Annotated in this window: 14 protein-coding genes; 12 read left to right on the top strand and 2 right to left on the bottom strand. The window is 70.2% G+C overall.

The genetic code is table 11. The annotated features are described in order from the left end of the window. Positions 1 to 304 precede the first annotated feature (304 nt). The gene (locus IE260_RS27070; RefSeq protein ID WP_189876323.1) at positions 305 to 1,426 is read left to right on the top strand and encodes an acyl-CoA dehydrogenase family protein; all 1,122 of its coding nucleotides are present in this window, start codon (positions 305 to 307) and stop codon (positions 1,424 to 1,426) included. Further along, positions 1,423 to 2,424, top strand: coding sequence for an acyl-CoA dehydrogenase family protein (locus IE260_RS27075; RefSeq protein ID WP_189876325.1), 1,002 nt, complete (start codon positions 1,423 to 1,425; stop codon positions 2,422 to 2,424). The genes IE260_RS27070 and IE260_RS27075 overlap by 4 nt, the downstream gene beginning before the upstream one ends. Before the next feature lie 162 nt (positions 2,425 to 2,586). Here the strand turns inward: IE260_RS27075 and IE260_RS27080 are convergent, their stop codons facing one another. Next, complete coding sequence (locus IE260_RS27080; RefSeq protein ID WP_189876327.1) at positions 2,587 to 2,832, bottom strand: hypothetical protein; 246 nt, start codon at positions 2,830 to 2,832, stop codon at positions 2,587 to 2,589. After that, the gene (locus IE260_RS27085) at positions 2,829 to 3,335 is read right to left on the bottom strand and encodes a riboflavin kinase (RefSeq protein WP_189876329.1); all 507 of its coding nucleotides are present in this window, start codon (positions 3,333 to 3,335) and stop codon (positions 2,829 to 2,831) included. Before IE260_RS27085 ends, IE260_RS27080 begins: the two co-directional genes overlap by 4 nt. A 335-nt stretch (positions 3,336 to 3,670) precedes the next feature. Between IE260_RS27085 and IE260_RS27090 the strand changes: the two genes are divergently transcribed. The 10 genes from IE260_RS27090 to IE260_RS27135 all read left to right on the top strand — a co-directional run bounded on the left by IE260_RS27090 (position 3,671) and on the right by IE260_RS27135 (position 13,838). Beyond that, the gene (locus tag IE260_RS27090) at positions 3,671 to 4,624 is read left to right on the top strand and encodes an ABC transporter permease (protein ID WP_189876331.1); all 954 of its coding nucleotides are present in this window, start codon (positions 3,671 to 3,673) and stop codon (positions 4,622 to 4,624) included. Further along, complete coding sequence (locus IE260_RS27095; protein ID WP_189876332.1) at positions 4,621 to 5,562, top strand: ABC transporter permease; 942 nt, start codon at positions 4,621 to 4,623, stop codon at positions 5,560 to 5,562. Before IE260_RS27090 ends, IE260_RS27095 begins: the two co-directional genes overlap by 4 nt. A 2-nt stretch (positions 5,563 to 5,564) precedes the next feature. Continuing rightward, entirely contained in the window at positions 5,565 to 7,379 is a 1,815-nt protein-coding gene (locus IE260_RS27100; protein WP_189876334.1) for an ABC transporter ATP-binding protein, read from the top strand. An 85-nt stretch (positions 7,380 to 7,464) separates the two neighbouring features. Beyond that, on the top strand, positions 7,465 to 9,048 hold the full coding sequence (locus IE260_RS27105) for an ABC transporter substrate-binding protein (protein WP_189876336.1): 1,584 nt from the start codon (positions 7,465 to 7,467) through the stop codon (positions 9,046 to 9,048). 55 nt (positions 9,049 to 9,103) lie between these two features. Further along, the gene (locus IE260_RS27110; RefSeq protein WP_189876339.1) at positions 9,104 to 9,598 is read left to right on the top strand and encodes an NADPH-dependent FMN reductase; all 495 of its coding nucleotides are present in this window, start codon (positions 9,104 to 9,106) and stop codon (positions 9,596 to 9,598) included. 24 nt (positions 9,599 to 9,622) lie between these two features. Continuing rightward, positions 9,623 to 11,140, top strand: coding sequence for a GMC family oxidoreductase (locus IE260_RS27115; protein ID WP_189876341.1), 1,518 nt, complete (start codon positions 9,623 to 9,625; stop codon positions 11,138 to 11,140). Positions 11,141 to 11,407: 267 nt separating this feature from the next. Beyond that, positions 11,408 to 12,577, top strand: coding sequence for an LLM class flavin-dependent oxidoreductase (locus tag IE260_RS27120; protein WP_189876343.1), 1,170 nt, complete (start codon positions 11,408 to 11,410; stop codon positions 12,575 to 12,577). Continuing rightward, the gene (locus IE260_RS27125; protein WP_189876345.1) at positions 12,574 to 13,023 is read left to right on the top strand and encodes a RidA family protein; all 450 of its coding nucleotides are present in this window, start codon (positions 12,574 to 12,576) and stop codon (positions 13,021 to 13,023) included. Before IE260_RS27120 ends, IE260_RS27125 begins: the two co-directional genes overlap by 4 nt. Next, positions 13,020 to 13,397, top strand: a complete 378-nt coding sequence (locus tag IE260_RS27130) for a RidA family protein (protein ID WP_189876347.1) — start codon at positions 13,020 to 13,022, stop codon at positions 13,395 to 13,397. Before IE260_RS27125 ends, IE260_RS27130 begins: the two co-directional genes overlap by 4 nt. Positions 13,398 to 13,460: 63 nt before the next feature. Beyond that, complete coding sequence (locus IE260_RS27135) at positions 13,461 to 13,838, top strand: RidA family protein (protein ID WP_189876349.1); 378 nt, start codon at positions 13,461 to 13,463, stop codon at positions 13,836 to 13,838. Positions 13,839 to 13,972: the final 134 nt, after the last annotated feature.

The raw sequence follows: 13,972 nt of genomic DNA on the forward strand, positions 1-13,972 counted from the left end.
CTGTCTCTTCCCCACGATCAGAGCAACGAGCGGACAAGCTGACAGTCACATGATCAATAGCTTTTGTTAGGGCCAGTAAGGCCTCTCCGGCGGATCCTGCCGCAGACTCACCCGCGCTGATCAGGCGCCGTCCCATTCCTGTGCTCTGATCCGCCGGACAGGCTCAGGGCCCCGGATCCACACCCGCGTTCCGCCACCCACGTTCAGGAGTGGCGCGGACGCCGTCCCCGAGGCGGGCATGCCCCGGCCCGCGCCGAGAGCGGACGTCGGCACCGACGCCTGCCGCCTCGCCCGAAAGGTCACCATGGACCACACCCCGACCACGGACACCTGCACGGCACTGCGCGCGCAGGTAAGGGAACTGACCGACGCCTGGCGCGCGGCCGGCCGCTACACACCGCGCAGCGACTCCTGGCTGCGCTCCTTCGACCTGGACTTCAGCAAGGAACTGGCGGCACGCGGGCTCGTCGCCATGACCTACCCGAAGGAACTGGGCGGCGCCGGGCGCACCCATGTGGAACGCCTCGCCGTGACGGAGGAGCTGCTGCGCGCCGGCGCGCCCGTCGCCGCCCACTGGATCGGCGACCGGCAGATCGGCCCCGCGATCCTGCGCCACGGCACCCCTGAGCTCCAGCGGGAGATCGTGCCGCGGATCGCCACCGGCGACGCCGTCTTCTGCCTCGGCATGAGCGAGCCGGAAGCGGGCTCGGACCTCGCGGCCGTGCGCACGTCCGCCGTGCGCAGCGGCGACGGGTGGCGCATCAACGGCCACAAGATCTGGACCAGCCAGGCCCACCGCGCCACGCACATCTACCTGCTCGCCCGCAGCGAGCAGACCGGCAACCGACACGAGGGACTCACCGAGTTCATCGTCGACATGGACGCGCCGGGCGTCACCGTCACCCCGATCCATGACCTCAGCGGCGAACACCACTTCAACGAGGTCCACTTCGAGGACGTCGCCGTGTCCGACGGCCGGGTGCTCGGCACCGTGGGTGGCGCCTGGCGGCAGGTCGTGGAGCAGTTGTCCTTCGAGCGCGGCGGCGCCGAGCGCGTGCTCTCCAGCTACCCCGCGCTGATCGCCCTGCTCGACCAGGCGGCACAGTACGAGAACGACCGGGAACTGCTGGCCGTGCTCGGCGCGCTGGTCGCGCGTCTGGCGGTGCTGCGCCGGCTCTGCTTCGACGTCGCCACCGCCATGGACACCGGACAGGCCCCGGTGCAGCAGGCCGCCGCGCTGAAGTACCTGGGCAACACCTTCGAGCGTGATGTCATCGAGGCGCTGCGCCGTACGGAGCTGTACCGGGAACCCGCTCCTGACTCGGTCCTCGGCCAGGCTCTGCTCGCCTCCCCGGGCTTCGGCCTCCGCGGCGGCTCGGCCGAAGTCCTGTTGTCCCTCATCGCCAGGCAGGAGACCCGTTCATGAGCCAACTCGCCACGGAATTGAGTGACCTGGTCGACGACCTGGTCCGCGGACACGCCGCCACCGACGCGGCGGACGAGCGCCGGGCCCTGTGGGAACAGGCCCGTGAACTCGGCCTGCACCGGGTCGGGATCGCCGAGGAACGGGGTGGTTCCGGGGGAGCGTTCGAGGACCTGCTGACCATCGTCGGGGCCCTGGGCCGCAACGGCGTGAGCCTGCCGGTCATCGAGACCTCCACGGCGGACTGGGTGATCGCTCACGGCGCCGGACTGACGGACAGGGTCGCCACCCTGTTCCTGGCGGACCACCCCCTCGACACGACCGCCGGAACGCTCACGTCAAAACTGCGGGGTGTCCCGTGGGCCCGGGACAGCGAAGTGCTGGTCGTCTGCGCGCCCGGCACGGCTCCCCTGCTCGTGGACCTCGGTCATCCCTCGGTCGAGGTGCGCCCTGGTGAGAACCTGGCGGGGGAGCCCCGGGACGTGGTGGTGCTGGACGATGTCCCGGTCACGGCACGGGCGGACGGGGGACCCGACGCCGAGCAGGTGCGGACCCGGCTGGCGCTGCTGTGGTCGGGGGCGGTGGCGGGCGCGGCACACGGTGCCTTCCGGCTCACCAAGACCTACGTTGCGGAGCGCCGTCAGTTCGGCGGCCCGCTCCTGAAGATTCCAGCGGTGGCCGGCAACCTGGCCCTCATGCGGGTCGAGCTGCTGCAGGCGGATGCCGCCCTGTCCCTGGCGCTCGACGGGCGTCCCTCACCCTTCGCGGTCGAATCGGCCCGGCTCGTCACGGCGACCGCGGCCACCACCGTGGCCAGGATCGCCCACCAGTTGCACGGTGCCATGGGCATCACTCAGGAGTACCCGCTGCACCGCTTCACCCGCCGACTGTGGGCCTGGCGCGACGCAGTGACCTCCGAACGCGAGTGCGCGGAGAGCCTCGGCCACCGCGCCGCGGCCCTCGGCGAAGAGGAGACCTGGGACCTGCTCACCCCCGCCTGAACGAGGGCACCACTCGAGGCCGACCCCGCCACCGGGGCCGGCCTCGCACTCGTACCGAAGGGGGAGTGGCCCCGGCCAGGCGGCAGCCCGTGACGCCCGGGGGACGGCACGGAGCGTTGGCTGGGCGGACTCGTCGCCCCGTGGATCACCGCCTCCCGGGCGTCATGCGGTGTGCGGCGCGTCGGTGGGCGCGGCGGCGCGGTCCCGCTCCGACGTGATGGGCGACGGGGCGGCCGCCGCGCGGAGGCACGCGGCGGTGAGACCGCGGCTCAGCCCGAGGCGACGGGCGAGCACGCCGACGTCGATACGGCTCTGCGCGCCGTGCTGCTGGGCCTCGCCGTGCTGCTGGGCCTCCAGCGCGGCGGAGACCCGCACGACGGCCCAGCGCGGCGGGCGGCGGGCGGTCATCGCGTGTCCGCGGCGGAGGAGGACATGGCCCAGGAGCGTGAGTGGTGCACGTCCCGCGCCAACTGGTCCTTGAGGTCGTCGACGTCGGCGAACCGCCGCTGCGGTCGGATGCGCTCGCAGAGGTGGACCGAGATCTCCTCGCCGTACAGGTCCAGACCCTCGACGTCGAGAAGGTGAGCTTCGAGCAGCAGTTGGCCGTCGCGGCCGTAGAACGTGCTCCTGCGCCCGATGGACACCGCGGCCGGCCAGCGGCGGCCGTCGGCGGTCACCACCAGGGCGGACCAGACGCCGTGTCGGTGTGTGCCAGGGTCCAGGACGATGTTCGCGGTCGGGAAACCCAGCAGCCGGCCGCGTCCGTCGCCGCGCCGGACGACACCGGTGACGATCAGCGCGGGGTCGTGGGCGGGGAAATGGGTCGGGATCAGGCTCTGTGGTACCTCGCGTCGACGCGAGCCTCCGTCCGTGGAGGCCGTCGAGAGGCACTTCGATTCGGTGCTGTTCATTGAACGCCCCTTGTTAGCGACCAACTGGTCGGTATCTATGCTTCATGGCTCTCTGGCTGGAGTCAAGGGGGCGGGCGATGGGGGTGGGACCCCTTCGCGTACGTGCGGAGTATTGACTGATCGCCTGGATTACCCCAGTCGTATCGGCCCCCATCCGATAAGAGGTGGCGTGCGCCAGAGCGTTGACAGCCATTTTGGAGAGTGGCTACGGTCTCCGCACCAGAGACCGACTGGTCTGTATCTAATTGGGGGTGGCCCTTGCAAGCCGCTCAGCCAAAACCCGTCCGTGCGCGGCGCCGTCGAGGAGCACCCGGGACGTCCTGGAGCGTGGCCTGATGGTGAAGATGATTCTGTGGCGCTCTGTCTACGCTGTCGCCTCGCTGTTCGTCGTGTCCGTCATCGTCTTCGCGGCCACCCAGGCCCTGCCCGGTGACGCGGCCGTCGCCAAACTCGGCAAGAACGCGACCCCGGCCGCCCTGGAGAGCTTCCGGCAGCTCTACCACCTGAACGACCCCTTGCCCACCCAGTACGTCAACTGGCTCGGCAACATCCTTCAAGGACGCCTCGGCGTCTCCTTCGCCACCGGCTTCCCGGTCGGCTCGCTGATCGGCGACCAGGTGGCCAACTCGCTGGTGCTGATAGCCGCCACGGTGGTGATTGCCGTCCCCCTGGCCGTCGTGCTGGGAATCCTGACGGCCATCCGCAGGGATCGCGCGACCGATCACATCTCGTCCGTCCTGATGCTGGTGATCTCCGCGTTGCCCGAGTTCGTCCTCGGTGTCGCCCTGGTCCTGCTGTTCGCGACCAACGTCTCTCAGGTGCTGCCGGCGGTCTCGCCCGTCGATCCCTCGCGCTCGATCTTCCAGCAGCTCGACCTGATCGTGCTGCCGACGCTGACCCTCGTCCTGCTCGTGCTGCCCTACGTGGTGCGCACCGTGCGGGCCTGCATGATCGAGGCGCTGGAGAGCGAGTACGTGACCATGGCACGGCTCAAGGGGATGTCCGAGCGCCGCGTGGTGCTGCGGCACGCGCTGCCGAACATGGCCGGGCCGACCTTCCAGGTCGTGGCCCAGTCGCTCGCCTACCTGGCGGGCGGGGTGGTGGTGGTCGAGTCCGTCTTCCAGTTCCCGGGCATTGGGCAGGCCTTCGTATCGTCGGTGCTCAGCCGGGACCTGCCGGTCATCCAGGCCGTTGCGATGCTGCTCGCCGTCTTCTACGTCCTCGTCAACCTTCTGGCCGACATCGGCACGGTCGCCATGACGCCGACCATGCGGGGAGGAACCCGATGACACCTCCGGACGACATCGCGGTCGCCACGCCGGCGAGCGCGACCACCGGGACCGCCCGGAAGCGGAACGCGGCACCGCCCCGAAAGCAACAGTCGGCCGACGGCGTCAGGGCCGTCCTGCGCCGTACCCTGCGATTGCGCGGGGCGCGGGTCGGCCTGGTGCTCATGCTCGTGGTGATGGCGATCGCCTTCCTCGGCCCGCTGTTCAGCCCGCACGATCCGACGGCCACCATCGGATCGCCATACGCACTCCCGGGCGGCGACACGTTGCTCGGCACGGAGCTTCTCGGGCGCGACGTGCTCAGCCGTTTCCTCCACGGCGGGGCCGTGATCCTTCTGCTGTCGCTGCTGGCCACCGTGGTCGGCGCGGGCACCGGGATGCTGCTGGGGCTGGTGGCCGGCTACCGGCGCGGTGTCCGGGGCGAGCTGATCATGCGCTCACTCGACGTCGTGCTCTCCTTCCCGCCGCTGCTGCTCGCGTTGCTGTTCATGTCACTGCTCGGCACCAGCCCCTTGCTGGTCCTGCTCACCGTGGCGATCTCGCACGTCCCCTACGTGGCGCGCATCGTCGAGAGCTCCACCCTGGCCGTGACGGGCCGGGGCTTCGTCCAGTACTGCGAGATGATCGGCGTCCCCCGCAGGCGGATTCTCACGGGCGAGATCCTGCCCAGCATCGTCGCACCACTCACCGTGCAGTTCGGACTGCGGCTGACCTACTCGATCAGCCTGATCGCCTCCCTCGCCTACCTGGGCTTCGGCCGTCAGGACCCGGCGGTCGACTGGGGAATGATGATCAGCCAGAACCAGTCGAACGTCGTCGGCAGCCCCTGGCCCGTCCTGCTCCCCGTGCTCGCCATCACGATCGTCACCGTTGGGGCCAACCTTCTCACCGACAGCTTCGGCCGGGCCGTCGGCGTCGATCTCGGCCGGGAGGGGTGACCATGGGAACCGACACCGATCGGTACACCGGTGAGTACGCCGTCGAGGTGGCCGGACTCACCGTCGACCTGGAACGTGGCGCCGTCAACGTGGTGAGCGACATCAGCTTCGCCCTGGCGCCCGGCGAGATCCTCGGCCTGATCGGCGAGTCCGGCTCGGGGAAGACCACCGTCGGGTCGGCACTGCTGGGCCACGCACGCGCCGGGACCGCCATCACCGGCGGGAAGATCGTCGTCGACGGCGTCGACCTGCTGTCGCTGAACCGAAAGGAGTTGCGCCGCTACCGCGGCCGCGTCATCTCGTACGTCCCGCAGGACCCGCGTGCCTCGCTGAACCCCGCGATGCGCCTCGGCGCACAGTTGCAGGAGGCCCTCACCGTCCACGGTGTGGCGAGCAGGCAGCAGCGCCTGGCGCGGATCCGCCAGGTGCTCGACGAGGTGAAACTGCCGAGCGACGACCGCTTCCTCAGGCGCTACCCGCACGAACTCTCCGGCGGCCAGCAGCAGCGTGTGGTGCTGGCATTGTCGTTCCTGTGCCGGCCGAAGGTCGTCGTCCTGGACGAACCGACGACCGGACTCGACGTCACCACCCAGGCACACGTGCTGCGCACCGTCCGCGAGCTGTGCCGGTCGCACCGGACGGCGGCCGTGTACGTCAGCCACGACCTCGCGGTCGTCGCCGACCTCGCGGACCGGATCGCGGTCATGTACTCCGGCCGCCTCGTCGAGGTGGGAGCCGCCGAGGAGGTGGCCCTGCGGGCGGCCCATCCGTACAGCCGGGCGCTGCTCGACGTCGTCCCCGACCCGCACCGGCGGCGGGAGATCCGCACCATCCGCGGCCGCGTCGCCGCGCTGCACGAGCGTCCCGACGGCTGCGTCTTCGCCGACCGCTGCGACTTCGTGGAACCCGAGTGCCGCCGGCAGCCGATCGGCGTGGTCCGGATCGGCGACGGCCACACGGCGCTGTGCCGGCGGACCGAGGCGCTTCCGGTGCGGGCCGGGCAGGAAGAGGAGTCCACCAGGGTCGGTGGGACCCCGGACGACGCCGTACGCACCCCGGGCGAGGTGTACCTGGCGGTGCGCGACCTGCGAGCCTCCTACGGAGGCAAGGAGGTGCTCCACGGGATCGACCTCACCGTTCCGCGCGGCGTCGTCACGGCGCTGGTGGGGGAGTCGGGCAGCGGCAAGACCACCCTGGCCCGCTGTCTCGGAGGGCTGCACGACGAGGCGACGGGTGAGGTGTCGGTCGACGGCCGGCGGCTGGCCTTCGGAGCGCACGAGCGGTCCGCCGCCGACCGGCGAGAGGTGCAGTACATCTTTCAGAACGCATCCGAGGCACTCAACCCCCGCAAGACCGTCGGGCGTTCGATCGAGCAGCCGCTGCGGGTGCTAGGCGGTGCCGATGGACCCCTCTCGCAGCGGGTCGCGAGCCTGCTGGCCGACGTGGCCCTGGGCTCCGACGCGGCCGACAAGTACCCTTCACAGCTCAGCGGCGGCGAGCGGCAGCGGGTCACCATCGCCCGGGCCCTGGCGACCGCTCCGACCATCCTGATCTGTGACGAGATCACCTCCGCGTTGGACGTCTCCGTGCAGTCCGCGATCCTGCTGCTGCTCAAGCGGCTGTGCGCGGACAGCGGGCTCACGATGTTCTTCGTCACCCACAACCTGGCCGTCGTCCGCGCCATCGCCGACCGCGTCGTCGTGCTCAACGAGGGCCGGATCGTCGAACAGGGACCGGTCGACCACGTCCTGGACCGGCCCCAGGACCCCTATACGCGGCAACTGCTGGGCGACACCCCCAGTCTCCTGCACGCCTGACCCGCCCGTCGCACGGCGCCCGAGCACGGCGGGCGCCCGGCGTCCACGCCTCCCCACGGCTCGACCATCACAAGAGGTGAAGATCGTGAGCAACCTTCCCAGCCCGTTCGTCTCGCGCAGAGCGCTGCTCGGAGCGACGCTCGCGGGCGGCCTCGCCCTGAGCGGCTGCAGCCGCTCCGCCGCCCCCATCTCCAGCGCAACGGGCGCGCCGACCGGCCCGCGCAAGCGCGGTGGTACGTTCCGTTTCGCGCCCGCGGACTTCGGCAGCACCGTCACCACGGACCCCCAGTCCGCCAATTCTTCCTTCGCGCTGGCCGCCGCCTACACCGACACGCTGGTGCGACGCGACCACGACTGGGTGCCCCGTCCCGCCCTCGCCGAGGAGTTCACTCCCGAGGGCGACGACCTCGCGACCTGGACGATCCGGCTGCGCGACGGCGTCACCTTCCACAACGGCAAGCCGCTCACCGCGGACGACGTCATCTTCACCATCCGCCGCAACCTCGACCCCGAGAACCCGGGTTTCGTCGCCGGCCTGCTCGACTCGCTCGACCCGAGGCAGCTCACCAAGCTCGACGCGCAGACGGTGCGCCTGAAGCTGAAGTACCCCAACTCGATGCTCCAAGAAGGCTTCGCGGAGGTGCCCGCGGGCATCGTGCCGGTCGGTTTCGATCCGAAGAAGCCCATCGGTACGGGGCCGTTCAAGCAGCAGAGCTTCACACCCGGACAGCGCTGGGTCGGCGTACGCAACGAGGACTACTGGATGGAGGGCCGGCCCTACCTCGACAGTCTCGAACTGATGGGGTTCGCCAACGCGGACGTCGCCCGGGTGAACGGACTGCTGAGCCGGCAACTCGACGGAATCGACCGGGTTCCCGCCAACCAGCTCGCCCAGCTTCGGCAGCGGGGCGAGATCAACGTGCTGGTCTCGCCCACGGGTGCGTTCCAGTTCGTCTCGATGCGCTGCGACAAGGGCTCCCAGTTCGAGGACAACCGCGTCCGGCAGGCGTTCAAGCTCATGGTCGACCGGCCTCAGATGGTCGACGTCGCCTTCGGCGGTCTGGGCGACGTGGGCAACGACGTCGGCTCCTGGGCCAAGTTCGACCCGACGTACGACAGCTCGCTCCCGCAGCGGACACAGGACATCGACAAGGCCCGTTCCCTGCTGAAGGCCGCGGGCCAGGACGGGATGTCGGTCCGTTTCCGCGTCGGCGACGTCGAACCAGGCGCGAAGACCGCCGCCTCCTTGTTGATTCAGCACGCGAAGGCCGCCGGCGTCAAGCTCGAACTGGACGTCGTCGCCGACCTCGCCCAGTTCTACGGCAGCGCCAGCTACCGGACCGCCCAGCTGAAGAACGACTGGAACTTCACCCAGTCCATCTACGACAACGCCTCCTACTGCTGGCTGCCGTCGGGTCCCTACAACAACACCGGCTTCGACCATCCGAAGGTCGCCTCCCTCTACCGGCAGGCCCTTGCCACCTCCGGTTCGAAGAGCAGGGAGCTGATGCAGGAGCTGTCCCGGGTCGTCCACGACGAGGGACCGTGGATCGTGTGGGGCCGCCGCGACATCGCCGACGCCTACAACCGGAAGTTCACCGGCCCCGTCCCGGACGCCTCGGGCCTCGGCTTCAACGGCTTCCACTGGGAGGAGATCTCCCTGGCCTAGCGACCTGGCCCACCTCCTCGAAGACATCAACCCGAGTGATCCCCGGAGGCCCTTCATGAGCGTCAGCGTCCTCGTCGGAAACCCACGTCCAGGATCCCGCACCCTGGCTGCGGCCACTCTCGTGGCGCAGAGGATCACGGGCGCCGAGCCCGACCACGTCATCGACCTCGCGGAGCTGGGGGCCGCCCTGCTCGGCGGGGACGACCCGGCGGTGGCCGAGGCCAGGGCGACGGTCCAGTCGTCGTCGCTGGTCGTGGTGGGGAGCCCGACGTTCAAGGCGACCTACAGCGGCCTGTTGAAGCTGTTCCTCGACCAGTTCCACGGCAACACCGCCCTGGAGGGCGTCGTCGCCCTCCCGTTCATGCTCGGCGGCAACCCCGCGCACGCCCTTGCCCCGGAGACGACCCTGCGTCCCCTCCTCTCGGAACTCGGCGCCGTGTGCGCACTCCCCGGGCTCTACCTGCTGGACACCGCCTATGCCACCGACCCGGCCCTGGGCGCCTACGCACAGCGCTGGTCACCCGTCGTCAAGAGGCTGACCGACCAGTGAGGGCACGAGCGAAGGGAGGACGAGATGAGCACGTTCGACTATGTGGTGGTCGGCGGAGGCAGCGCCGGATGTGTCGTCGCCGCCCGACTGAGCGAGAACCCCGGTGTCTCGGTGCTGCTCCTGGAGGCCGGCGGGGACGAGCGGCGGCCCGACGTGGAGAGGCCCGACGCCTGGTCGACCCTGCTCGGGAGCGAGGCGGACTGGGCGTACGAGACGGTGAGGCAGCCGGGGACCGGCCGGATCCACCCGGCGCCTCGCGGCAGGGTGCTCGGTGGCTCCGGCTCGATCAACTGCATGGCCCATCTGCGCGGCCACCGGCTCGACTTCGACGAGTGGGCCGGCCTCGGTGCGAAGGGATGGGCGTACGACGACGTCCTGCCGTACTTCAAGCGCTCGGAGGACGTGCCACTCGGTGATCCGGCGCACCGGGGCCGCGGCGGCCCGCTGCACCCGCGTCCCGACGGGAAGCCGGGCGCACTGGGGACGGCGTACCTGGAGGGCGCGGTCCGCCTGGGACATCAGGTGGCCGACGACCTGAACGCAGGCGAGATGCTCGGAGTGGGCTGGGCCGACGCACTCGTTCATCACGGCCGACGCGAGAGCACGGCGTCCGCGTACCTGCGGCCGGTCATGGGCCGACCGAATCTGACGGTTCTCACCCACACGATGGTGCGGCGGCTGACCATCGAGGCCGGCCGGTGCACCGGGGTCGAGTACGTGCGCGACGGAGTGCCCGGCCGTGCCGCGGTCGCCGCAGAGGTGGTGCTGTGCGGCGGTGCGGTCGCCTCGCCGCAGCTCCTGCTGCTCTCGGGCATCGGACCCGCCGACGAGCTGGCGGAACTCGGCCTGCCCCCGGTGGTGGACCTCCCCGAGGTGGGGCGCAACTTGGCGGACCACGTGCTGATGGCCGGGATCCGCTACCGTGCCACCCGGCCGATCCGTGCGTCGGAGGCCGAGGGTGGCGTTCCCACACTCTTCGTGCGCACCGGCCCGAGTGAGCTCGGTCCCGACCTGCAACTGTCGGTGATGGCCGGCGACTACCGTATGCCGTGGCAGCAGCCCGTCGAGAACGGGTTCACCTTCCTCATCGGCCATATGCGCCCGCACAGCCGCGGAAGCGTCAGACTCGCCTCCGCCGACCCCACCGTGCCCCCTCTCATCGACCCGGCGTATCTGCGCGAGCGCCACGACCTGGACCAGCTGATCGAAGCGGTGGAGGAAACCGACCGGATCGTGCGCTCCGGAGTCTTCGAGGAGTGGGGCGGGGTGTCGGAGACCTCGCTGATGCTGCGGAAGGAAGGCGCCGAACTCGAACACGCGGTCCGGTCCACGGTGAGCAGCTACTTCCACCTGTCCGGTACGTGTCGCATGGGATCCGATCCGGACGCCGTCGTCGACCCCCGGCTGCGCGTGAACGGTGTCACCGGGCTGCGTGTAGCCGATGCCTCGGTGATGCCGACGGTCGTGTCCTGCAACACCAACGCCGCCACGGTGATGATCGGGGAGAAGGCGGCCGAGCTGCTGCGCGACCGGGATACCTGACGAGCTGCCGGCACGGGGTATTGATCCATGACGAGAGCCTCCGATAACGTATTACCGACCAACCGGTCGGAACGATGCCGACGGCAGCTCCGCACGATGCGATGCCGCGCGTGTACGGCGCAGGTGACACCGGGTCCCCGCCGCCGTACCGGCCGACTTCTTCGCGGTGCACGTGGTGTCGCCGGTTTCCGCGTCAGGCCCGACGACTACGACCACGTCGGACACATCCGCCCATGCGACATGGCCGGATCGAGAAAGGTTGTGACTATGAGATTCGATCTCATGCACGTGCTGTCGAATCGCGGACGGAAGCGGCCGTGGGGTGAGCTTCTCGACGATTCCCGGCGCCGGGCCGAGCTGGGCGACGAACTGGGTTTCACCGGGTTGTGGCTGGGCGAGCATCACTTCGACGCGGAGGGCAGCGACCAACTGCCCAACCCCGTCATGCTCCTGGCCGACCTGGCCGCGCGCACGTCCCGCATGCGCCTGGGCATCGCGGCGATCGGGCTGCCCCTGTGGCACCCGATCCGTCTCGCCGAGGACCTGGCGATGCTCGACCACTTCAGCCGCGGCCGGGTCGACGTCGCCTTCAGCCGTGGCATCCTGCGCGGCGAGATCGTCAACCTCAACCCCGAGGCGGACCGGCGCGACGAGCAGAAGAGCCGCGCGATCTTCGCCGAGAACCTGGAGATCGTGAAGCGCGCCTGGACGCAGGATCCGTTCCGCTGGCACGGCGAGCGCTACCGGATTCCCTGGCCGGAGACGTCCTGGGGCGGGGACGCCTTGAAGGACTACGAGGACGAGAACGGTCACCTCACCGGGCTTCCCATCATTCCGCAGCCCGTACAGAAGCCCATGCCGCCCCTGTACGCCGTCTCGCAGCAGACCGAGGGGTTCCGCCTCGCCGCGCGCCAGGGGATGGGGGTCATCAGCTCGCACCCGGCCGGGAAGAAACTGCGTGCCCTCAACGAGGCCTACGACGAGGAAGCGGCCAAGGTGGGCCGGCCGGGCCACGTCTCCAAGGTGGCCCCGGCGGTCCGCGAGTTCTTCGTCGCCGAGAGCGAGCAGGAGGCACGCAAGGAGATCGAGGAGTTCGTCAACGGCCGCTTCGAGGTGATCAAGCGCGTACGCGGTCTCGGCGCGTGGCTCGACGTCGACGAGGACCCGGAGGACCCCAAGCTGCAGGCCATGACGGGCTTCGACCTCATGATGGAGCGCGACTACCTGTTCGTCGGCACCCCGGACTCGGTGGCCGAGCGGATGGTGCGCCTGCACGACGAAGAGGGCTGGGACCACTTCATGCTCGGCCTGGGGCACGCGCCGGCTGAGGCACTCGACCGCAGCATGCGGCTGATGGCCGAGGAGGTCATCCCGCGCGTCCGCCGTGCCACGGGCAACGAGGCGGAGCTCCGGGCGGGCGGATCGGCACAGTCATGACGGAGGTGGACATGTCGGTCGAGGAGCACGGCAGCCCGGGAACCACCTTCCTGGTCGCACCAACGGCGGACCGGGAGAGGATGGGCAAGCTGGGACTCGGTGGCGCGGCGCTGGCCGGCGATCGGCTGTTCGCCGGCGCCATGGCCATCGACCTCACGACGCTCTCGCGCGTCGCGGACGCCAAGAGCGTCGTGGACGAGACCCGGATCTGCTTCGACTCGGTCGGGGCGACCCTCGCCCGCGCGGGCGGCACATTGCGGGACATCGCCAAAATGACCTGCTACGTCTCCGACCGGGAACACATCGCCGAGACATGGCGGACCCTGGAAGAGATCTTCGCGCCGGGCCCCTGCCCGAAGCGCCTCACGCTGGTCGCCGGCCTGGCCGGCGACTGCAGGGTCGAGTTCGAGATCATGGCCGTGATTCCGCAGGAGGACGGGCGATGAAGGAGCTGATCAGGCCCAGCACCAAGGGACCGTCCGCCGGCGCGGTGACGGACCGGTTCGTCTTCACCGCGGCGTCGGCCGTCGACCCCGCCACGATGCGTCGGGTCCCCGAGGCCGAGTCCCTGCACGACGAAGTACGCGTGTGTCTTCGGCGCATCGAGAAGACCCTCGCCGAAGCGGGGCTCACCCTGAAGGACCTGACCAAGGTCACCTGTTGGGTGAGCGAGGAAAAGTACCGCCTGGAGTTCGCCTACGCCTACCGCGACCTCCTCGCGCCGGGCCCGTACCCCTCGCGCGCGCTGTTCGTCATCGGCCTGCCCGGTGACTGCCGGGTACAGATCGACGCGATCGCCGCCCGGCGCAAGCCGGCCTGACCCCACGGGGGCGGTGTCTCCCTCCCCCCGTCGGAGCGCGGGGGCCACCCACGGAGGAAACAGATGAAGACATTCCTGCCCGGACCCTTCCGGGCCGGCGAGGTCCCCTTCTCGGCCGGCGTCGACGTCGGCGACCTGGTCTACGCCGACGCCTCGGCCCTCGACCTGCCGAGACTGGAGCGCGTCCCGGAAGCGGCGACAATCGCCGACGAGACACGCGTCTGTCTGGAACGGCTGAGGCAGACCCTGTCGGACGCGGGCTGCACGCTCGCCGACCTCGTGAAGGTGAACTGCTACCTGACCGACGACTCCTACCGTGCCGAGTTCTGGCAGACCTTCGACGACGCACTCGCGCCCGGCCCCTATCCCGTCCGCATCACCCAGGTGGGCGGCCTGGCCGGTGACGCCAGGGTGCTGCTGGACGCCGTGGCGGCCCGGTAAGGCCCCGCCCTGCCATGCCCGTCCTCCGCCCGGAGGGCGGGCACCGCGGTGTTGGTGGGAGCCGTCCGCGGTGAGCCGGTGCGTCACCGGCCCGGTCACCGGAGAACGAGTCTGCCTGGAGCACCCCGATGAGG

This window comes from Streptomyces viridiviolaceus (assembly GCF_014650995.1).
Lineage (GTDB): Bacteria > Actinomycetota > Actinomycetes > Streptomycetales > Streptomycetaceae > Streptomyces > Streptomyces viridiviolaceus.